This is a genomic window from Kribbella antibiotica, from assembly GCF_004349055.1.
Taxonomy (GTDB): Bacteria; Actinomycetota; Actinomycetes; order Propionibacteriales; family Kribbellaceae; genus Kribbella; species Kribbella antibiotica.
This window is the reverse complement of the sequence record NZ_SMKX01000033.1, coordinates 1-20,448: the sequence shown is the minus strand read 5'-3', so window position 1 is coordinate 20,448 and position 20,448 is coordinate 1. Positions and strand designations below refer to the sequence as shown.

Below are 20,448 nucleotides of genomic sequence, written 5' to 3'. Positions count from 1 at the left end.
ACCTGGTCCTCAGTACTGCGTTCAGCTAGTAGCGCGCCGACGAATCACGCTCGTGGCGCCGATCGCCGCACCGAACAGCGCGAGTCCGGCCAGCAATCGGATCCAGCTCCGGCCGCCTTCACCGGTATCGCCCGCCAACTTCAGCGAGTACGCCGTAGCCGTAGTGGCACCCTCCGGAGCCCCGACCGGCATCGCCTCGGTCTTGGCCCGGTTGGCCGCGGCCGCGAGCATCGAGTACCGCCGCCCGAAGTCGAGCGCCGTGTCAGCACCCTTCTTCTTCAGCACCTGAGCACCCTCAGTCGAAAGCCGCCCAGCGCCCTCGGGGATAGCCGGCGCTCCATCGGCCGCCGTCTTCAGACCTTCGGCCAGCTTGCCGGACCCCTCAGCAGCTGACCCGATTCCTGTCGCGAGGTCCTTCGATCCCTGAGCAACCTGGTCTGACCCGTCCCGAGCCTTGCCAACGCCATCGGAGAGCTTGCCTGTGCCACCCGAGAGCAGGAACAGCCCGTTGTCGAGGCGCTTGGTCCCGGCCAGCAGTACGCCGACGCCTGCGTTCAACTGCCCAGTTCCGGCGGCGAGGGTTCCGGCGCCGGTCTTGAGTTTCCCGGTGCCAGCGGCAAGCGTTCCGGCGCCGGTCTTGAGTTGCCCGGTTCCCTTGAGCAGCGAGCCCATGCCGCCGTCGACCTGGTCGGCTCCGTCCGACAGTTGGGTAAGGCCGGTCAGCAGCGTCTTGCCACCAGCCTGAATCTGTCCCACACCACCTTGCAGCCCGTTGATTCCGCCGCGCAGCGTCTTGTCCGTCGGCTTGTCCTTCGGAGTACCGATCCCGCCCTGCACCTTGCCCACCACAGTGGAGACCAGCTTGGTGACTCCGGCGTCCACGGCCTGAAGACCCTGCTGCAGGCCGGGCTTTGCGGCGGGGCAGCCCGATACGCGGTTGTCCAATCCACACTGCAGTTGGGCGAGGCCAGGCACGGCCCGTTCAGTCAGCCGACCCTTCAGGTAGGCAAGCGCCTGCTGAAGCGTGGCAGAGCTCGGCAACGACTGGTCGAGGTCGGGCCGCGTCTGGTCGGTGGTGCCGAGCTGGGTGAGCACTGAGTCCAGGATCAGCTTCTTGATCTTGTCCGACTCGGGGAGCTCGTTCGACTTGCCGGCCGGTCCATTCAGCAACGCCGCCGCCGCGCCGTAGCACTCCTCGGAGTATCTGGTTTTTTTGCCGTTGCTAACGCCGTCCAGAGCGTCAGTAACGCAAGCCACACCGCCGCGCATCCTGTCGATGCCCGGACCGGACGCATTGAGCTGGTCTTTCAGGCGCTGCAGACCACCGAGGAGGGTAGCGGCATCGTCGACCGAGCCGATTCCCGCACGGAGCTGCGCGATTCCTGCGTGCAGCGGCTCGGCTTCCTTGGGCAGCGTGCCGATCTGGCCGTACATCAGGGTCAGGCCATCTTGGACGTCCTTCAGTCCGCCGCCGACCTTGTTCAGCCCATCGATCAGCGCGGGAGCCTTCCCGGTGGCCTCGCCCAGCCCGGAGGCGAGCTTGCCCGTACCGGCCTTCAGCTGGCCGGCCCCTGCGTTCACGTCCTTTGCGCCCTTGGCGAGCTTGCCCGCTCCGGCGTTCAGGTCCTTGGTGCCGTTCGCCAGCTTGCCGGCGCCGGCGTTCAAATCTTTGGTGCCCTTGGCAAGCTTTCCGGCGCCGGTGTTGAGTTTGTCGGCGCCGTTGGCGGCTTCTCCGGTCTTGGTGCGTAGCAACGAGGCGCCGGTGTCCAGTTCGGCTAGGCCGCCGGCCAGTTGGGCTGCGCCGCTGGAGAGCTGGGTCGCACCGGGGGCTGCTTTGTTCGCCAGGCCCTCGTTGAGAGTCTTCGCGCCGGCGTTCAGCTGAAGGAGACCGCTGAGGAGCTTCTGCGAGCCGTCGCGGAGTTTGATCAGGTTGGTGTCGAGCGTGCCGCCGCCTTCGACCAGGTCGTTGCCCTTCTCGGCGCCACTCTGGTAGCCCGAAACGGCTGATTTGAAGCTGGGGCTGTCGAGCGGGCTCACTGGCAGCGCCGTCAGCTCGGCTTCGGGTACGACGGCGTCCTTCACCTGAGCGGACCAACCGAACTCAGCGGTCGCAGCGCCGACCGGCGGGAACAGCGTCACCGTGAAGCTGAGCTTGGTGCCGCCCTTGCCGTCGCCTGCTTTGTTGGCCTCGTTGGAGGCTACGTTGCCGAACTCAGGCGGTAGCACCGTCGTGAGCTGGCCGACCATCGGGATGACGACCTCGGCCTGCTCCTTGACCTGCTTGCCGTAGCCGTCGGTGATGGTGATCTCTTCAGACCGCGCCGACGTGTTCTCGACGACATAGTGAGCCTCGAGCAGGCCCTTCTTGCCGACGACGTCACCGGGCTCTTTGAGCTTCTTGCCGTTCAGCGTGTAGGTGACGGCGACCGTGATCGGCAGCTTCTTCTTGTCGTAGTCGCTGACGGTTCGCACTCGCTGCTCGCCGTCGACGGTTGCGTCAACGGTCATCTTGCCGTCCTTGACCGTGTACCCGCCCCAGCTGTCGAGGTTGCGGATGCCCTTGTCGGACACGGGGTTGACGACCTTCACCTTGCCCTTGCCGACCAAGGCGAGCTGCTCGTAGATCCGAACGCCGTCCACCTTGCCGCTCGGCTGGAGCCGGGCCTGCACGGTCTCGGTGTTGGTGACTGCCACCGGGTCGGCAGCGGCGGTCGCCAGCGCGGGCGACGTGGTGAGGACGAAGACGGTCGGGACGGCGATGACGGCGGCCAGTCCCCGGGTGATCCGGCGGGCGGTCACGGACGTTCTCCTTCGGTACCTACGGACTGGGGGATGGCGAATTCGCGGGTGGTTGCCTCTTCGGTGACCGGCTCGGTATCGGCAGGCGGACCCGCGGTCTTGGCATGGGCGGCCGCTCGGCCGGGCCATTGGAGCGAGGTCGCCAGGAACCCGATCCCGGCCGCGAGCAGTACGCCGGTCGCCGCCGACGGCGATTGCGCCAGGAACGCAGGGCTGTCGGCCGTGTAGCTCTCCTCGTAGACCGCCACCATCGCGGCCGCGCCGAGCAGTAACGTCCACAGCGGAAGCCGGTTCATCGAACCCGCCGTGAACGCGACGCACACGGCCACGACGAGAACCGCCGCGACCGCGCGCCCGGAAGCCGAGTCGGGCAGGAAAAGCGCCCGTACGGCGAACCCGAGCCAGGCCACGAACAGGCCGATCAGGAACCCGATCGCCCGCTGCGCCGGGGTCCGCTCCTGCACCAGCCCCACCACACCCCCCAGGGCTCCGCCGACCAGCGCCACGTGCTGCGTGTCCAGGCCGAGGGCTTCCCCGACCAGACACAACAGACCCGCGACCACGGCCAGCAGAGCACCGCATAGCAAGGTACTGCGTTGCATTGAGTCCTCCACCTCACTGTCGGACTCCGGGACCCCCTCCGGAAAATCCAAGATTCACGTACTTGAACTACCGTTCAGTACGAAGCTGATGGACGTTCCTACCAGGCGGTAACCACTCCCGGCAATAACGGAGAGATACCGAGTCGGCAGATACCCGTAAATCCCCGTGAATCACCGCTATTGCTCACGAAATTCAGGTGTTTGAAGGGATTTCGGGGCGGGTTTGCCAGGACATGGGCCGCCGAAGGTGACGGTGGGTAGCTCTGGACAAAAGCGGCCAGAACGGGCTGTAATATGCGATATATTGCACATCGCAGCCGAGGAGTCCTGCATGCCGATCGACGCGTTCGAGCGCTACCCACTGCTGTTCGGGCCGAGCCCGATCCACCCGCTGGACCGCCTGACCGCCCACCTCGGCGGGGCCCGCGTCTGGGCCAAACGGGAGGACTGCAACAGCGGCCTCGCGTACGGCGGCAACAAGACGCGGAAGCTGGAGTACCTGATCCCGGAAGCGTTGGCGCAGGGCGCGGACACTCTCGTCACCATCGGGGGAGTGCAGTCGAACCACACGCGCCAGGTCGCGGCGGTGGCGGCAAAGGTCGGACTGAAAGCAGTCCTGTTGCAGGAGAGCTGGGTGGACTGGCCAGACCCGGTGAACGACAAGGTCGGCAACATCCTGCTCAGCCGGATCATGGGTGCTCAGGTCCGGCTCGTCGACGCGGAGTTCGGGATCGGGTTCAAGGACAGTTGGCACCGCGCGCTGGACGAAGTGCGAGCAGAGGGCGGTACGCCGTACGCGATCCCTGCGGGTGCTTCGGATCATCGTCTTGGCGGACTAGGTTTCGCGAACTGGGCGTATGAGGTCGAGCAGCAGGAGCGTGAGCTCGGCGTCTTCTTTGACACGATCGTGGTCTGCAGTGTCACCGGCAGTACACATGCCGGGATGATCGCGGGATTCGCCGGGCAGGACCGGCCGCGGCGCGTTCTCGGGATCGATGCCTCCGCGAAACTGGCCGAAACCCACGCCCAGGTTGAGAAAATCGCCCGGTCGACTGCTGACCTGATCGGGCTCGGCCGCGACCTGCGCCACGATGAGATCACTGTGCTCGAGGGCTGGGCCGGCGACCTGTACGGCGTCCCGGTGCAGTCGACGCTGGATGCGATCCGACTCACCGGTCGGCTGGAGGGGATGATCATCGACCCGGTCTACGAGGGGAAGTCGATGGCCGCTCTGATCGACCTCGTCCGGGACGGTGAGATCGGCAAGGACTCGAATGTCTTGTACGCGCACCTCGGTGGTCAGCCTGCCCTCAACGCCTACAGCGGACTCTTCCGGTAGGTTGCGGTCGCATGCCGGTGCCCAAGGAACGCGCGGTCGTCCCGCGCTCGCTGCTGCGCGAGGACGCCTACCGGGCGATCCGCGACGCGATCGTCAAAGGTGAGCTCGCGCCCGGCGAACGCCTGAACGACGGCGACCTCTCGGAGTGGCTCGGTGTCAGCCGTACGCCGGTCCGCGAGGCGCTCGCGCGGCTCGAACAGGCCGGGCTGGTGCAGACCAAGCCCGGCCGGTACACGATGGTCAGCCCGCTGGACGCTCGCGCACTTCGCGAAGCGCAGCTGGTCACCGCCGCCATGCACGAACTCGCCGTTCGCGAAGCCGTCCCGCATTTGACCATCACCGATCTGGCCGCGATGCGTGCCGCCAACGACCGCTTCGCTGCCGCGCTCAACGCCGCCGACGTCGATGCCGCCGTACAGGCTGACGACGACTTTCACGCCGTACCGGTTCGGGTCAGTGTCAACCAGGCGGTTGCCGCGGTCCTTGATCAGTACACACCGGCGTTGCGCCGGATCGAGCGGTTGCGCTTCAGTTCGCTCAGCGGTCGCGAATCAGTTGCCCAGCACAACCTCATCATCGCCCACTGCGAAGCAGGCGATGCCGAGGCGGCGGCCGAGGCAGCCCGAACCAACTGGCTGACCCTGGTTCCATTGATCGCGCAACTCTGAATAAAAACTGTCGGAGCCAAGTTGTAGATTCGTTGCCATGAACGACCTTCATCTGGCCAACAAGAACGGTGCCGCCTTCTGGCGCGCTCTCGGGCGGGCTCGTGGCTACGAGCAGATCGAGCGGCCGAGTTTCATCGCAGCCCTCGACCCGCTCCGCAACGGACTCCGCGTGGTCCTGACCTCACCCGAGCCGCCGCAAGCCGACCTTGCCGAGCTCACCGATCTCCTAACCGGCCGTCCCTGGCCCCGTGTGACGATCGAAGACCCGTACGGTGTTGTGTCGCCGCCTCTCATGCCGGCTAGGTGGCCGGTGATGATCCGACCGGCCGCGCCTGTGCCTGCGCCGACCGTCGAAGTGGTCCACGTCCAAACCGAGGAGCAACTGGCCGCCGTCGACAGAGTCGTCGTCGAGGGTTTCCCGTTACCCCACTTCCAGCCGTACGGCAGTGCTGCCGCAATCCCACCCGGCCTGCTCGCCACGCCAGGCTTCGACGCCTACCTGATCGCAGTCGACGGCCAATGGGCCGCCGCCGGCGCGACCATCACTCAAGACGACGTGTCCGGCGTCTACTTCGTCACCACCATGCCCGAGTTCCGTGGCCAGGGCCTAGCGCGGCAACTCATGTACGCCGTACTGGCGCAGCTCGATCCCTTGCCAGTCACCCTGACTGCGGCGGCACCTGCGCAGCATCTCTACCAGTCCTTGGGCTTCACGACGATCGCCGAGTCAACCTGGTGGTCCAGCTAGCGGCGGCGTAGAAGAGGAGCGCGATGACGAAGGCGGCGCCGGCGCGTTTGATCGCACCGGTCAGCACGCCTTCGGCGACACCGGTCCAGGACTCGCTTGCGGACTGGTAGTCGCTGTAGTCGGCGGGAGCCAGTACGGCGGCAGCCAGCAACGGAGCGGCGATCAGCAGGCCGATGACGACTCGGCGGGTGGTCGCACTGAGTCGCGGAGTCGTGTCATCGCCGGCACGGAACTGATCGCGATGCTTCCACAGATACCAGCCGACGACGACCAGGCCGAACACCGTGCTCGCGTACTGGAGTAGGCGGGGTGCAGGCATGAAGTCCGCCTCGGTCAGGTAGTCCCAGAGGAGGTGCGTAGCGGCGCCGATGAGGGCGGAGATGAGCAGCCAGACGATATTGGGGCGGCCGATTTTCGGCAGGGTCAGGCCGAGGGCGCTAATGGGGGCCTGTAGCAACCAATAGGCGCCGACCAGCAGGACGGCGTACAGGAGATCGATGGGCAGGCCGGTGAGTGAGTGGGTGCTGGTGGCATTGAGGAAGGAGCCGTACCAGTCGCCGGCGTGCGTCGACCTGATCCCGACGGCGGTCAGGAAGTAGGGCACGTCCGGCGCCATCGAGCCGGCGATCAGGGCGACCGGGACGAACGGGTGGCGCAGCAGCGGAAGGACCGCGGCCGGGTGCGCCAGGGTGAAGGGCATAGCGGGTCTCCTCTGCGGCGTGGGTAGTACGCTGCAGAGAATACTCACTTGAACGGACTATAGGGAAATCAGGGCAGGAGCCAGGAAGAGAGGTGAGGCGACGGCGAGGGCTGCCAGCGTGCGAAGGCCGGACGGGCGGGCGTAGCAAACGACCCCGGTCAGGATGAGGGTGAGCAACGGCCAGGCGCCGTAGTCCGTGCTGACCACGAACCCTCGCGTCAACACCAGCGCGGAGGGGAACCAGGCGATCGCGGCCATCGCGCCGGCGACGGTTGCCGGCTTGCGGTGGGCTCGTCGTTGGGGTGGGCAGGCCAGGATGACGAGCGCCGTCAGGACGGCGGCGATGACCTCGAGCGGCAGTTCCTCGTAGTACCCCGGCGCGACGAACCAGAAGGCAGCAAACCCCAGCAGACCAACCACACTCAGACGGCTGCCGAATCGCCAGTACTCGAGCAAGGCAACGATGCCACCACCACACATCAGCAGCAGGAACACGACATGCAGTCCTTGCCGAAGATCGGTGGTCGCGAGCTGGCTCCAGGTGGAACCAGGCGAGATCGCGACTCCGGCGTACCACCGCATCAACTCAATCCCGCCGCACGCCGCGGCGACCGCTAGCGCGAAGGGAGCGGCCAACTCAAAGAAGCGACCACCGGCTGACGCGGAGTCGAGCCCGAGCCGCACCCGCATCGCATGCGCGACGAGATCGGCATCAGCGCGCAGTCGAGCCAACCGCGACAGATCCATCGTCATCTCGCGATGGACATCAAGGATCTCGGCAGCCGCCTGATAGCGAGCCGGGTACAGCCTCATGTAGCGGGCGCAGTCCCACCGGCCAGTCGCCGGCGCATCTCCTGAGCCGTCGCGGCCAGCCGCTCGGCCTCAGTCTCCAGCCGTCCACGCCCATCCGCCGTCAACGCGAAGATCCGACGAGCCCGCCCGCCGACCACCTCTTCCCGCTCAACCGCGATCAATCCATCGGCCAGCAGCCGGTCCAAAGCGCCGTACAGGGCACCGGTTCGGGGAGCGACGCGGCCGTCGGTGATCGCCTTGACTTCCTGGGCGATCGCGTAGCCGTGCCGGGACTCATTCGCGAGAGCCGTCAGCAACAACAATGCCAGCTCCTGCATCCCACGATCGCTCATCCGGGAAGAATACTCCGTCCAACGGAGCGTTCCGGATTCGCACAGGATGCCCACCGGCTCCGGACAACCTCCGGACATTGCGTCACTAGCGTGACAGGCGTTCAACCCATCAACGAACGGAGACGCAGCAGATGAGTAGACGACCACGGTTGGCGCGAGTCGCGGCCATGACTGGCGGGCTGGCGATAGCGGCCGGGTCGTTGGTGGTGCTTCCGGCCAACGGTGCACCGAATCTGGCGGCGTACTACCAGCAGAAGGTGAGCTGGGCGGCTTGTATCGCCGGTACGGCGCCGCGCGGGTACCCGCAGGAGGAGTGGGACAAGGAGTGGGCCGGGCTGGACTGCGCGACGATCGTCGTACCGGTGAACTACCAGAAACCCGGTGACGGCAACCTGTCGGTGTCAATCAGCCGGCGCAAGGCGACCGACCCCGGTCACCGGCAGGGGGTGCTGCTGCTGAACCCCGGTGGTCCTGGTGGTTCGGGGATGACGATGCCGAACTGGATGAAGAGCGAGAAGATCGCCGGTCCGTTCGACCTGATCGGGTTCGATCCGCGCGGCGTCGGCCGCTCCACCCCGTTGAGGTGTGAGGTCCCGCCGAACGAGCCGCTCCGCGAGAGCAGGCCGGCCGATCGGCAGCTCGCGCAGATCGAGGCTGATGCAGAGGCTCAGGAGAAGGGCTGCGCGGCGGCCGGTGGCGGGATCCGGAAGTACATCAGTACGGCGAACACCGCGCGCGACATGGACGTCATCCGCGGCGTGCTGGGCGAGAAGAAGATCAACTACCTCGGAATCTCCTACGGGACCTACCTCGGCGCGGTCTACGGCTCGATGTTCCCGAGCAAGCTGAACCGGTCGGTGCTCGACGCGTCGATGCACCCGGACTGGCTCTGGTACGAGCAAGCCAAGCAGGTCTCCGTTGCGGCGAAGGAGAACGCCGTGGCGCTCGCGACCTGGATCGCCGACCGCGACAGCCGGTACCACTTCGGTACGACGCCCGCCGCGGTGCTGGCCGCCTTCGAGGATCTCCGGGCCAAGGTCGCCGAGCGACCGGTGGAGACTCCCGGGACCTGGATGCCGGTCGACGGCACGACCCTCGACTACATCCTCGGTTCCTCGGGGTACCGGCCGGCCTGGGACGTCTCGACGCAGCTCATCGGTCAGATCCGTGATGCGGCGAATGCCCCGGCCGGCCAGGCGAAGCTGAGCAGCGACGCGGGTAAGGCGCTCAAGATCCTGTACGGGACGATCAAGCCGACCACCGAAGGTGTCTTCCCGGCGGTCTCGTGTGAGACGCCGTGGTCGAAGGACCTGAAGGGGTACGAGGAGCAGATGCGGTTGTTCCGCGAGAAGTACCCCTACGGTTCGGGCGCGATGCAGGCCGGTCCGACCAACTGCGCCTATGCGCAGTGGACGCCGCCGGAGAAGGCGGTCGACCTGAAGCGCAACGGCTACCCGGTCGGCTTGGTGGTCGGCGCCGAGTTCGATCCGTCCACCCAGTACGACGGTTCGCCCGCGATGGCCTCCAAACTCAACAACAGCCTGATCTCGGTCAAGGACGAGGGGAGCCACGGGCAGTACGGCCGCAATACGTGTGTCACGCAGAAGGTCGACGGCTACCTGATCAACGGCGTCCTGCCGGGATCGCGCAGCACGTGCGACGGCTCGCCGCGTCCCGACGTACCGGCGGACGGCACGGCGGCGGCCAAGACCTTCAAACCTGCGGGAGGTTCGCTGGCCGATCGAGCCGCAGCGGGTGCTGCGGCGGCCAAGGGTCCGCTCAACCGGTACTAGAGGTTCTTCACAGGATCCCTATCTTCTGCTGATCAATGCCACATGGCCGGATCGCTAGCGTCACTGCCTCCTGACGATCTGTGAACAGAGAGGCAGCAGATGAGACGACGACCACGGTTGGCGCGAGTGGTGGGGTTGACGGCCGGACTGACGATGGCGGCTGGATCGCTGGTGGTGGTACCGGCCAGCGGAGCAGCCGATCAGGCGCTCGCGGCGTACTACAACCAGAAAGTGAGCTGGGCGGCCTGCGATCCTGGCGAGGCGCCGCCCGGCTTCCCGCAGGAGGACTGGGATAAAGAATGGGCCGGACTGGATTGCGCGACAGTCGTCGTACCGATCAATTACAAGAAGCCCGGAGACGGCAATCTGTCCGTCGCGATCAGCCGGCGGAAGGCCGCTGACCCCAAGCAGCGGCAAGGGGTGCTGCTGCTCAACCCGGGCGGTCCGGGTGGCGACGGGCTGATGATGCCGAACTGGATGAAGAAGGAGAAGATCGCGGGGCCGTTCGACCTGATCGGCTTCGATCCGCGCGGCGTCGGGCGGTCCACGCCGTTGCGCTGTGAGGTTCCGCCGAAGGAGCAGCTCTTCGATACCCGGCCGACCGACAAGCAGTTCGCCGAGATCGCGGCCGATGCGAAGGCGCAGGAAGAGGGTTGTGAGGCCGCCGGTGGCGGGATCCGCAAGTACATCAGCACGATGAACACTGCCCGCGACATGGACGTCATTCGCGGCGTCCTGGGTGAGAAGAAGATCAACTTCTTCGGCTACTCCTACGGGACGCTGCTCGGTGCGACCTACGGGTCGCTCTTTCCGAGCAAGTTGAATCGCTCGGTGCTTGACTCCTCAATGCACCCGGACTGGCTGTGGTACGAGCAGGCCAAGCAGGTCTCTGTTGCCGCGAAGGAGAACTTCGAGGCAGTCGCGTCCTGGATCGCGGAGCGCGACAGCACTTATCACTTCGGCAAGACGCTCGCCGAGGTCACGGCATCGCTGGAGGCGGTCCGGGCGAAGCTCGCCAAGGAGCCGGTGCCCTGGCCGATCCCGGGTGCCGGCGATCCGGTCGACGGAATCTTCTTCGACATCATCCTCGGGGGGTCGGGATACCGGCCGATGTGGGACCTTGCGGCTGAGCTGATCGGGCTGATCCGTGATGCGGCGAACGCGCCGGCCGGGAAGCGGGTGCTGAGCAGCGATGCGGGCTACGCGCTGAAGACCCTGTACGGGACGATCAAGGACACCTACCAAGGCGTCTTCCAGGCAGTCTCGTGTGAGACGCCGTGGTCGAAGGACCCGAAAGGGTACGAGGAGCAGATGCGGTTGTTCCGCGAGAAGTACCCGTACGGCCCGGGCGCGATGCAGGCGGCCCAGACCAACTGCACCTACGCGAAGTGGAAGCCGCAGGAGAAGTTCCTCGATCTGAAGCGCAAGGGATACCCGGTCGGCCTGGTGATCGGTGCCGAGTTCGACCCAGCCACCCAGTACGACGGGTCGCCCGCGATGGCGGCTGCGCTGAACAACAACCTGATCTCGGTCAAGGACGAGGGCAGCCACGGCCAGTACGGCAGCAACCCGTGCGCCACGCAGAAGATCAACGACTACCTGATGAACGGCATCCTGCCGGGGTCGCGCAGCACCTGCGACGGTGCGCCGCGTCCCGACGTACCGGCTGACGGGACGGCGGCGGCCAAGACCGTTAAGCCGGCCGGTGGATCACTGGCCGGGCGGGCCGCAGCGATCGAGGCTCAGAAGGGTCCGCTCAACCGATAGCGAAGGATTCCTACCTTTAACTGATCGCCACCTGACGTTCGGACCGCTAGCGTCACTGCCTCCTGACGATCTGTGAACAGAGAGGCAGCAGATGAGACGACAACCACGGTTGGCGCGAGTCGTGGGGTTGACGGCTGGACTGACGATGGCGGCCGGATCGCTGGTGGTGGTACCGGCCAGTGCAGCACCTGAGCAGGCGCTGGCGCGGTACTACCACCAGGTGGTGACCTGGGCGGCCTGTGACCCCGGTACGGCGCCGCCCGGCTACCCGCAGGACGTATGGGAGAAGGAGTGGGCGGGACTGGATTGCGCGACAGTCGTCGTACCGATCAACTACAGCAAGCCCAGTGACGGGAATCTGTCGGTTGCGGTCAGCCGGCTCAAGGCTGCGGACCCTGCCAAGCGGCAAGGGGTGCTGTTGCTGAATCCGGGCGGTCCGGGCGGCGAGGGCCTGGTGATGCCGGTCTGGATGAAGCGGGCGAAGATCGCGGGTGCGTTCGACCTGATCGGGTTCGATCCGCGCGGTGTCGGGCGGTCGACGCCGTTGCGCTGTGAGGTTCCGCCGAACGAGGCGCTGTTCGAGACGCGGCCGACCAACAAGCAGATCGCCCAGATCGCGGCTGATGCCGAGGCCCAGGAGGAGGGGTGCGCGGCGGCCGGTGGCGGGATTCGCAAGTACATCAGCACGATGAACACTGCCCGCGACATGGACGTCATTCGCGGCGTCCTGGCCGAGAAGAAGATCAACTTCTTCGGCTACTCCTACGGGACGCTGCTCGGTGCGACCTACGGGGCGATGTTCCCGAGCAAGCTGAACCGCTCGGTGCTCGACTCGTCGATGCACCCGGACTGGCTGTGGTACGAGCAGGCCAAGCAGGTTTCGGTCGCGGCGAAGGAGAACTTCGAGGTGCTCGCGGCGTGGATGGCCGAGCGCGATAGCCGGTACCACCTCGGGAAGACGCCGGCCGAGGTGACGGCGTACCTGGACGGGATCCGGGCAAAGGTCGCCAAGCGTCCGGTGGACTGGCCGGATGCGCCTCCTGGCTCCGCGCAGATCGACGGGCCGTACTTCGACTTCATCCTGGGCAGCTCGGGGTATCGGCCGCAGTGGGACGTTTCGGCCCAGCTCATCGGCCAGATCCGCGATGCGGCGAACGCCCCGGCCGGCAAGGCGAAGTTGAGCAGCGATGCGAGCAAGGCGCTGAAGATCCTCTACGGGAAGATCAAGGAGACCTATCAAGGCGTCTTCCAGGCCGTTTCGTGTGAGGTCCCGTGGTCGAAGGAACCGAAGGGCTACGAGCAGCAGATGCGCTTGTTCCGCACGAAGTACCCGTACGGACCAGGCGCGATGCAGGCGGCCCAGACCAACTGCTCCTTCGCGAAGTGGAAGCCGCAGGAGAAGTTCCTCGATCTGAAGCGCAACGGCTACCCGGTCGGCCTGGTGATCGGCGCCGAGTTCGACCCGTCCACCCAGTACGACGGATCGCCCGCGATGGCGTCCTTGCTGAACGACAACCTGATCTCTGTCAAGGACGAGGGCAGCCACGGCCAGTACGGCGGCAATCCGTGTGCCACGCAGAAGATCGACGACTATCTGATCAACGGCATCCTGCCGGGTTCGCGGGTCGAGTGCGACGGCGCGCCGCGCCCCGACGTACCGGCTGACGGGACGGCGGCGGCGAAGACCGTCAAGCCGGCCGGTGCATCGTTGGCTGCGCAGGCCGCGGCGATCAACGCGCTGAAGGGTCCGCTCAACCGATAACGAAGGTTGACGAGCCGGGAGCGGCTCGGTAGGTAGCAGTGGTTGTGGTCCTGCTCACGAGTACGGCCTTCGCCGGGGCGGTGACGGGCGCCGTCGGACTCGGGAGCGGGACCACAACCGTCGGGGTGCTGTTGAGCGGCGTACTGATCGTCAACGTGAGCTTGGAGGTCTTGCGCCAGGACGAACTGATCCGGCCGCGGACTGTGTCGATCGAGGCGGTCACGTAGGTGAGGCCCGGCGGGATCTGCGGCGCGATGGTGACGGTCTTGTACGCCGGCGAGGTCAGCTGGATACCGGCCAGCACGGTGTAGAGCGAGGTGTTGATCCCCGCGAACATGGCGTGGTCGTGCGTGATCATCCCGGCGTCGTACAGCCATTGCTCCCAGCTCGTGGTCGCGCCATGGTCGATCTGGAAACCGAAACTCGGGTACGAGCGTTGCCCGAGGATCTGCATCGCCAGGTCGAGCCGGTTGATCGCGGCCAGCGCGTCGACGAGGTAGCGGGTGCCGAAGATGCCCGTGTCGAGGTGGCCGGCGTTCTTGGTGGTGATCGTCTCGGCGAGCTTTGCACCGACCTGTGCGATTCGGTCGGCAGGGACGAGGCCGAGGGCCAGCGGCAGCACGCTGGTCGTTTGGCGTCCGGAGCTGTAAGTGTTGTCGGCGTTGAGGAATTGCTTGTTAAAGGCAACCTTGATGGCGGCGGCCAGCTGCTCGTATTTCGTGCTGTCATCCGCTTTGTTCAAGGCTTGCGCAGACTCCGCGAGGTCGACCGTCTGCTGATACCAGAGCGCGGTGTTTACCAGCGAAACCTCGCTGAAGCAGTCCCCGGCGTTCGGGCTGCCCATCCCGCCGTTCGCCTCCGGCCCGTGATCCGGAGGGCACCAGTCACCGAATCCCTGATCGCCCGGCCACACAAGGCTCGGCTGATCGGTAGCGTTCTTGTCGATGAATTCCTTCATCAACGGGTACGACGCCGCCAGCGTGCCGCGGTCGCCGTACTGCTCGTAGAGTCGCCACGCCAGCGAAACCTGCCCACCGGCCATGTCCGGGTACTGCGACTTCACCGCGTCGCTCGGCAACGCGGTCCCCGGCGGCAGGTCGCGCAGGTACTTGGCGTAGAACCGATTCATGCCGAACTCGCGGATCGCCGCATCGCGGTAGGCCTGCACATCCATCGTCGGCGGCGTCCGCTCGTCGCGCACGGGGGTATCGGTCGGCAGGCTCATCGAGTTGTTGAGGATGCTCCAGCGGTTGTTCCGCCAGATGGTGTTCAGCAGCTCGTCCGACGATTGGAAGCTGCCGGTCGACGCCAGATCGGCGTGGATCGCGCGGCCCTCCAAGGAATCCGGGCGGAGGCCGGTCACTTCGACGTACCGGAAGCCGTGGTAGGTGAAGCGAGGTTCGTAGGTCTCGACGCCGCTGCCCTTGAGGATGTAGGTGTCCGTGGCTGCGGCCGAGCGGTTGGTTCTGGTGTCCAGTAGGCCGTCGGCGCCGAGCTCCTCGGCGGTGCGGAGGCGGACCGCCGTACCGGCAAGGCCGCTGACGCGCAGGCGAGTCCAACCGGCGATGTTCTGCCCGAGGTCGTAGATGAAGACGCCTGGCTTGGGCTCGGTCAGCTTCACTGGACGCAGCGTTTGCGCGACCTTGATGGCCGGCATTGTGTTGGAGGCAAGGACCGGACTGGGCGCCGCGGTGGTCCGGACGGGTTGCCAGGCTGCTGTGTCATAGCCGGGTTGGTCCCAGCCAGGGAGCTCAGCTCGCGCATCGTAGGTTTCGCCGGCATAGATGTCATTGGCAACAATTGGTCCGGACGCCCAGGTCCAGGTGTTGTCGGTGCGGACGGTCTGCGAGGTGCCGTCGGTGTAGGTGACGGTGATCAGCGCGATCGCCTGCTTCGGCCCAGTCCACCGGAAGCCGTAGGGGTTGTAGCGCGCCCCGTAACCGTTTCCCAGCCAGATCCCGACCGTGTTCGCACCCCGCCGTACGGCGTCGGTGATGTCGTAGGTGTCATACAGATTGTGCCGCTCGTACGGCGTACTGGCCGGAGTCAGCACACGGTCGCCGACCTTGGAGCCGTTGAGCCGCAGTTCGTAGAACCCCAGCCCGTAGACCGTCGCTCGCGCCCGGCTAATGCGCTTGCCCACGGCAAACTCTTTGCGCAGCATCGGAGCCTCGGGCTCCCGAGCCATCAGCACCGGATCACCGCTCGGTTCCAGCTGTCCGTCCACGACCGAGCTCGCCGGGAAATGTGCATCCGGAGCGGTCGCGAAGTCATCGCTGAGCAACAACTGCCCGTCCGGATCCCGGATGACCAGGTTGTCGAAGGCCGCACGCTCGGCGACCCCGCCCGTGCTCGACGTCCGAAACCCGATCGTCCCGCGAGTGTGTTCCGTCTGCTGACGCTCGTCCACCTGGATGCCGTCGATCGCGGTGGTGACGACCGAACCGACCGCTCGAGTCGTGAGGTGATGCTGGGCTGAAGCATTCGCCGGCGTGACCACCGGCGCGAGATCGATCTCCGCTAGCGTCCGATAGGAACCGTTCACCCGGACATGCGGCCGCAGCATGACCTTGCCCGGTGAGGTCGCGGTGTTGATCTGCCAGAGGTAGTGATTCGCCGCATCGGTGGCGCGAAAAATGATGCCTGCGGCAACAGATTTGATGGTGAAGTCGAGGTCCAGGCTGAAGTCCGACCAGACCTTCGCGTTCCCGGTGTCAGGCGTGATCCACTGCGCACCTTGCCACGCGGCATTGTTCAGCAGCCCCGTTTCCCACCAGGCAGTCTGATCCGCGGTCCGCTGCTGACCATGCGCATCCCAGACCTGGACGGTCCAGTAGTAGCGCGTCGACGACTGCAGCGCAGGACCGCCGTACTGGATGCCGATTGACTCGTCGCTCGCGATCCGCCCGCTGTCCCAGACATCGGCGCGGCCGCGCGCGGTGCCAACCACAACCCGGTACGCCGTCTGTCGCCCGCTGCCGGTCAGTTGCCAGCTGAACGCGGGTGTCGCGTTGTCGATTCCGAGTGGGTTCACGGTGTTGTCCACGCGCAGTTCGGTCGCCCGCACCGTGCCTGGCGGCGAGGCGCCTGCGGTCGACGACCCGACGATCATCATCGCTGCCAGGCTAGCAATGAGCAGCTTCCGGGCGATCCTCATCTGGCCACGCTAGGTGGGCCGATCCGCTCTGCGCTGCGGAATGACCGAAGTCGGACACCGAGCTGACAATTCCCTGACAAGCGCCCGCCAGCATGAACGCATGCTTGCTCGCACAGTGCTCTTACTGTCCACGTCCGGTGCGTTGATGATCGGGGCCCCGCTGGCCACGGCATCCGCCGGTACGACGTCCCCGCTGCTCCGGACCGATTCGTCGTACGGTCTGTTCCTGGCCAACCTTGACGACGATGCCGGGCGTTGCCGGGTCCCCGCGAAGAAGGTTGCCGCCGCTGCGGTCGACCGGGAGGCCGCGAACGACCAGGCCTTCAACAAACGCCGTGAAGAGCTGAAGAAGATGCCGGACCAGGAGGAGGCGCAGCGGCTGTTCGAAGAGCTGGAGCGCACCCACCAGGTCAAGCAGAACCTGGCAGACCGCGAACTCGCGGCCTGTAACGACGCTGCCGACACCGTGGTGAACGGCCACAAGGACGCACTCGATCTGGCGCGGATCCACACGATCCCTCAGCCAACCGTGCCGAAGTCGGCGGTTGGTTCGTTGCGGATCTCGCAGCCAGATCGAGTGCACCTCTTCATCAAGCGTGCGGCGTGGGAGCTGGTCACACCGGACACCAAGCTGACCGCGGATGAGCTGCGGCGCGGTGCCGAGCTGGGGCTCGAAGGCCGCGACATCATCCGTGACACCGCTCAGTGGGACGGTTCGATCGACGTCACGCTCACGGTTTCGGGTGGCGGATCGAGCACGGTGACGATGCACGAGGCGCCGGTGCTGACCCAGCTGAACACCCAGAAGCTCGAGCAGGTCATCACCGAGAAGGCTGAAGATGCCGAAGGCAAGCAGTGGCGTTCGGAGGCGGCTTCGGACATCAAGAAGGCTGGCGTATCTGGCGGGTTGCGGCAGCTGGACCTCAGCGGCGACCAATGGGCGCAGGACATCTTTGAGCCGGCCTACACATCGATTCCTGGTCCGGGCGGGAAGCCACAGGGGATGAAGCTGCTGATCGGATCAGCGAACGACTCCCGCCGGGTTGCCTCCCGGATCATCTTCACCGAACTGTCCGGAGCCGATGTGGGCGGTGTCCACGTCGAGCATGTACCGGTGCCGTTCGAGAACAGCAGCTACGACTCGATGGGCAACCTGGAGACGATTCCGGCGACCTCGCAGTACCCGAACGGTCGCGTGGTGATCGGTGGCGACGGGCTCACGCCGTCGAAGACCGGGCCGGCGCCGGAGATGCTCACACTGCTGAAGTCACAGGGCCTGCAGGACCCGATCAAGCTCGACACCTCCTGGCTGACGATCGGGCACGTGGACGAGTTCATTCAGTTCGTCCCGGTCCCGGGCAGCCGGCTCGGCTGGAAGGCGGTCGTCGCGGATCCGACGGCGGGGTTGAAGCTGCTGCAGCAGGTCAAGATTGCCGGCCACGGCGGTGACAAGCTGCACGGCAATCTGCCGAAGCTGGAATGGCCGTACGACGAGCGCATCGACCAGCGCTCGACCAACGAGTTCCTCGCCGACAAGCAGTTCGTCGAGACCAACGAGCGGGCGGCTGACCGGATCGCGGCCAACCTCGCCGTACTGCGGGAGAAGTCCGGACTGACCGAGGCTGACCTGGTCCGCCTCCCGGCGCTCTACACCGCGCGCGGACTCGACTACGGCATGCTCGAGACGACCATCCGTGGCATGGAGGACGGTCCGGCGAAGGACGCGAAGATCAAGGAACTGCATGCGATGCGGGACGCGCTCGCCGAGGTGCCCGGGACTGTGAACGGCCTGGTGCTGAACGCCGGACGCTACATCGCACCGAAGCCGTTCGGCCCGCTCCTCGGTGGGAAGGACATCTTCGCCGACGCGATCAGCAAGGCGTTCCATAAGATCGGCTACCAGGTCACCTACGTGAACGACCTGACCAGCACCCACGTCTCCGAGGGTGAGATCCACTGCGCCACCAACACCCTGCGGGACGGCCTCACGAACCGCTGGTGGACGAAGCAATCCTGACGGTGAGGTAGGGCTTCAGTTCTGCGAGAAAATCGGCCGGGTCGAACATCGATCCGGCCGATGCCACGCCCGTGGTCCGGCCCTCGCCGGCTAGGAGGCGTCGTACGGCACCTACTGCGAGCGGTGCGGTGATTGCGTAGATGTCCTGGCCGTGCGCGCTCGCCCGCAGGTCGCCGTCTTTGGTGCGGACCAGGACGTCCACGACGAAGGTCTGATCGGACCGGCCCGCGTCGTCGACAGCCTTCGGCGCAGGGGTGTCGGCCTGGGCCAGGTCACCGGCGGCCTCGAGCGTCATGGCAGTACGGACACTCGGTACGTCGATGTGGCTGGGGATCGTGACGATGTCGGCCATGGTGAATTCGCTGATCATCCGACGAGTGCCGAGCGGTTCGGGGAACTGCCAGTCCTCCTGGTCCGACGGGTCGTCGTGGTACTGCAACGCGCCGTCGGCGAAACGCACACGACGGCCGTTGCGGCGGTCGTGGGAAACCTTGCCGGCGGCTCGGGTTCCGGGGGTCGGGTGCCAGCTGCTCAGCCCGTAGGCCACGACGATCTCGTCGGCGCTGGTCCGATCGCCGAGCGCGGCCGTGACGAGCAGGTCGCCGAGTCCGCCGTAGAACGCCATGGCCGGGACGATCGGCGTCAGCGCGTGGCCGAAGGCGGCGAAGGTGTCGACGTTGGCCTCGATCTCGGCGGCCACATCGACGTACGGGATGCCGGCGCGGACCGCGGCGGCGGCGACCGGAGCTGCGGTCACGGCGAAGGGGCCCGCGGCGTTGATAACCGCGTCCGCGCCGAGCAGGGCAGCGTCGAGTGCCTGCGCATCGTCCGCGGCGGCTGGGCGGGCCTCGAAGTCGGGCCAGAGTCGCTTGAGCGCTTCCGCGTTCCGGCCGGACACGATCGGGGTGAACCCTTGGCGGACCAGTTCCGCCACCACGAAACGGCCGGTGTGCCCAGTGGCGCCGTACACGGTGATTTTGTTCGTCATGACTTGAGTCTGGCGCTTTGGAGGCCTCAGGGGGAGTGTCCGGAACGACACCATGCGTACACTTTCGGACATGCATACCGTCGCGGTCGCCACAGCCGGGCAGCTCCTGCACTTCGAGCTGGGCGTCGCCTACGAGATCTTCGGCAATCCGCCGGTCGACACACCGGACTGGTACGACGTCCAGCTGTGCGGACCGGGGCCGATCCAGGTCGGCCCGTTCATGGTCGAGCCGGATCACGGGCTGGATGCGCTCGCGACGGCGGACACGGTGATCGTGCCCGCTTGTGTGGATGTCGACGTAGCGCCGCCGGTGGCGCTTGTTGAGGCCGTGCGCGCCGCGTACGACGCTGGCGCGCGGGTGGCGTCGTTGTGCACCGGGGCCTTCGTGCTGGCCGAGGCCGGGCTGCTGGATGGGCGGCGGGCGACCACACATTGGGCGCACACGGATCAGCTGAGCTCGGCCTATCCCGCGGTCGATGTAGATCCGGACGTGCTCTACACCGACAACGGGCAGGTGCTGACCTCAGCGGGAAAGGCCGCTGCGGTGGACCTGTGCCTGCATCTGATCCACCTCGACCGCGGTGCGGCCCTGGCCAACATGGTCGCTCGGCGCCTCGTCGTACCGCCGCATCGCGCTGGTGGCCAAGCGCAGTTCGTCTCCAAGCCCGTGCAGCCCGCCGACGCACATGCGCTGTCGCGCCTACTCAGCTGGGCCGAAGAGCGCCTCGACCAGCCGCTCACCGTCACCGACCTAGCCCGTGAAGCCAACACCAGCCCCCGCAACCTCGGCCGCCTCTTCCGCGCCACCACCGGCGAAACCCCACTCCAGTGGCTCCTCACCCGCCGAGTCCGCCGAGCCCAAGAGTTGCTGGAAGCAACCAACGAAACCATCGACGCGATCGCCACCGCCACCGGTATGGGCACCCCCACCACCCTCCGCCGCCAATTCAAGCGCACCGTAGG

15 protein-coding genes are annotated in these 20,448 nt (G+C 66.4%); 8 read left to right on the top strand and 7 right to left on the bottom strand.

Annotation, left to right across the window (positions count from 1 at the left end; translation table 11 throughout):
* Positions 1–21: 21 nt before the first annotated feature.
* Both E1263_RS14105 and E1263_RS42695 read right to left on the bottom strand, forming a co-directional pair.
* Positions 22–2,799, bottom strand: coding sequence for a hypothetical protein (locus E1263_RS14105; RefSeq protein WP_165956605.1), 2,778 nt, complete (start codon positions 2,797–2,799; stop codon positions 22–24).
* Positions 2,796–3,401 carry a hypothetical protein gene (locus E1263_RS42695; protein WP_165956604.1) on the bottom strand — a complete coding sequence of 202 codons (606 nt, stop codon included), beginning with the start codon at positions 3,399–3,401 and terminating at the stop codon, positions 2,796–2,798. Before E1263_RS42695 ends, E1263_RS14105 begins: the two co-directional genes overlap by 4 nt.
* 331 nt (positions 3,402–3,732) lie before the next feature.
* Here E1263_RS42695 and E1263_RS14100 point away from each other — a divergent pair, with 331 nt between their 5' ends.
* Genes E1263_RS14100 through E1263_RS14090 form a run of 3 tightly spaced genes read left to right on the top strand, consistent with a single transcriptional unit; the run spans position 3,733 to position 6,156 of the window.
* The gene (locus E1263_RS14100; protein ID WP_132167737.1) at positions 3,733–4,740 is read left to right on the top strand and encodes a 1-aminocyclopropane-1-carboxylate deaminase; all 1,008 of its coding nucleotides are present in this window, start codon (positions 3,733–3,735) and stop codon (positions 4,738–4,740) included.
* 11 nt (positions 4,741–4,751) lie between these two features.
* Positions 4,752–5,408 carry a GntR family transcriptional regulator gene (locus E1263_RS14095; RefSeq protein ID WP_132167736.1) on the top strand — a complete coding sequence of 219 codons (657 nt, stop codon included), beginning with the start codon at positions 4,752–4,754 and terminating at the stop codon, positions 5,406–5,408.
* Between the two features lie 37 nt (positions 5,409–5,445).
* Positions 5,446–6,156, top strand: coding sequence for a GNAT family N-acetyltransferase (locus tag E1263_RS14090; protein ID WP_132167735.1), 711 nt, complete (start codon positions 5,446–5,448; stop codon positions 6,154–6,156).
* Here the strand turns inward: E1263_RS14090 and E1263_RS14085 are convergent.
* The 3 genes from E1263_RS14085 to E1263_RS14075 are packed head-to-tail and all read right to left on the bottom strand — an operon-like array spanning position 6,119 to position 8,001.
* Positions 6,119–6,856, bottom strand: a complete 738-nt coding sequence (locus tag E1263_RS14085; protein ID WP_132167734.1) for a DUF4184 family protein — start codon at positions 6,854–6,856, stop codon at positions 6,119–6,121. The genes E1263_RS14090 and E1263_RS14085 overlap by 38 nt on opposite strands.
* 57 nt (positions 6,857–6,913) lie before the next feature.
* Complete coding sequence (locus E1263_RS14080) at positions 6,914–7,669, bottom strand: hypothetical protein (RefSeq protein ID WP_132167733.1); 756 nt, start codon at positions 7,667–7,669, stop codon at positions 6,914–6,916.
* Positions 7,666–8,001 (bottom strand): PadR family transcriptional regulator, encoded by a 336-nt coding sequence (locus E1263_RS14075; protein WP_132167732.1) that lies wholly within the window; start codon positions 7,999–8,001, stop codon positions 7,666–7,668. The genes E1263_RS14080 and E1263_RS14075 overlap by 4 nt, the downstream gene beginning before the upstream one ends.
* A gap of 131 nt (positions 8,002–8,132) precedes the next feature.
* Here E1263_RS14075 and E1263_RS14070 point away from each other — a divergent pair, with 131 nt between their 5' ends.
* The 3 genes from E1263_RS14070 to E1263_RS14060 all read left to right on the top strand — a co-directional run bounded on the left by E1263_RS14070 (position 8,133) and on the right by E1263_RS14060 (position 13,323).
* The gene (locus E1263_RS14070) at positions 8,133–9,794 is read left to right on the top strand and encodes an alpha/beta fold hydrolase (protein WP_202868872.1); all 1,662 of its coding nucleotides are present in this window, start codon (positions 8,133–8,135) and stop codon (positions 9,792–9,794) included.
* A gap of 99 nt (positions 9,795–9,893) precedes the next feature.
* Positions 9,894–11,561, top strand: coding sequence for an alpha/beta fold hydrolase (locus tag E1263_RS14065; protein ID WP_132167731.1), 1,668 nt, complete (start codon positions 9,894–9,896; stop codon positions 11,559–11,561).
* Positions 11,562–11,652: 91 nt separating this feature from the next.
* The gene (locus E1263_RS14060) at positions 11,653–13,323 is read left to right on the top strand and encodes an alpha/beta fold hydrolase (protein WP_132167730.1); all 1,671 of its coding nucleotides are present in this window, start codon (positions 11,653–11,655) and stop codon (positions 13,321–13,323) included.
* Here E1263_RS14060 and E1263_RS14055 read toward each other — a convergent pair.
* Positions 13,313–16,480, bottom strand: a complete 3,168-nt coding sequence (locus E1263_RS14055; protein WP_132167729.1) for a family 78 glycoside hydrolase catalytic domain — start codon at positions 16,478–16,480, stop codon at positions 13,313–13,315. The two genes, E1263_RS14060 and E1263_RS14055, sit on opposite strands and share 11 nt — an antisense overlap.
* A 100-nt stretch (positions 16,481–16,580) precedes the next feature.
* Here E1263_RS14055 and E1263_RS14050 point away from each other — a divergent pair, with 100 nt between their 5' ends.
* Entirely contained in the window at positions 16,581–18,497 is a 1,917-nt protein-coding gene (locus E1263_RS14050) for a protein-arginine deiminase family protein (RefSeq protein WP_165956603.1), read from the top strand.
* Here E1263_RS14050 and E1263_RS14045 read toward each other — a convergent pair.
* On the bottom strand, positions 18,466–19,485 hold the full coding sequence (locus E1263_RS14045) for a saccharopine dehydrogenase NADP-binding domain-containing protein (RefSeq protein ID WP_132167727.1): 1,020 nt from the start codon (positions 19,483–19,485) through the stop codon (positions 18,466–18,468). The genes E1263_RS14050 and E1263_RS14045 overlap by 32 nt on opposite strands.
* A 70-nt stretch (positions 19,486–19,555) precedes the next feature.
* On the opposite strand from E1263_RS14045, the gene E1263_RS14040 reads away from it, so the two are divergent.
* The coding region (locus E1263_RS14040; RefSeq protein WP_202868871.1) for a helix-turn-helix domain-containing protein at positions 19,556–20,448 on the top strand (893 nt) is incomplete at its 3' end.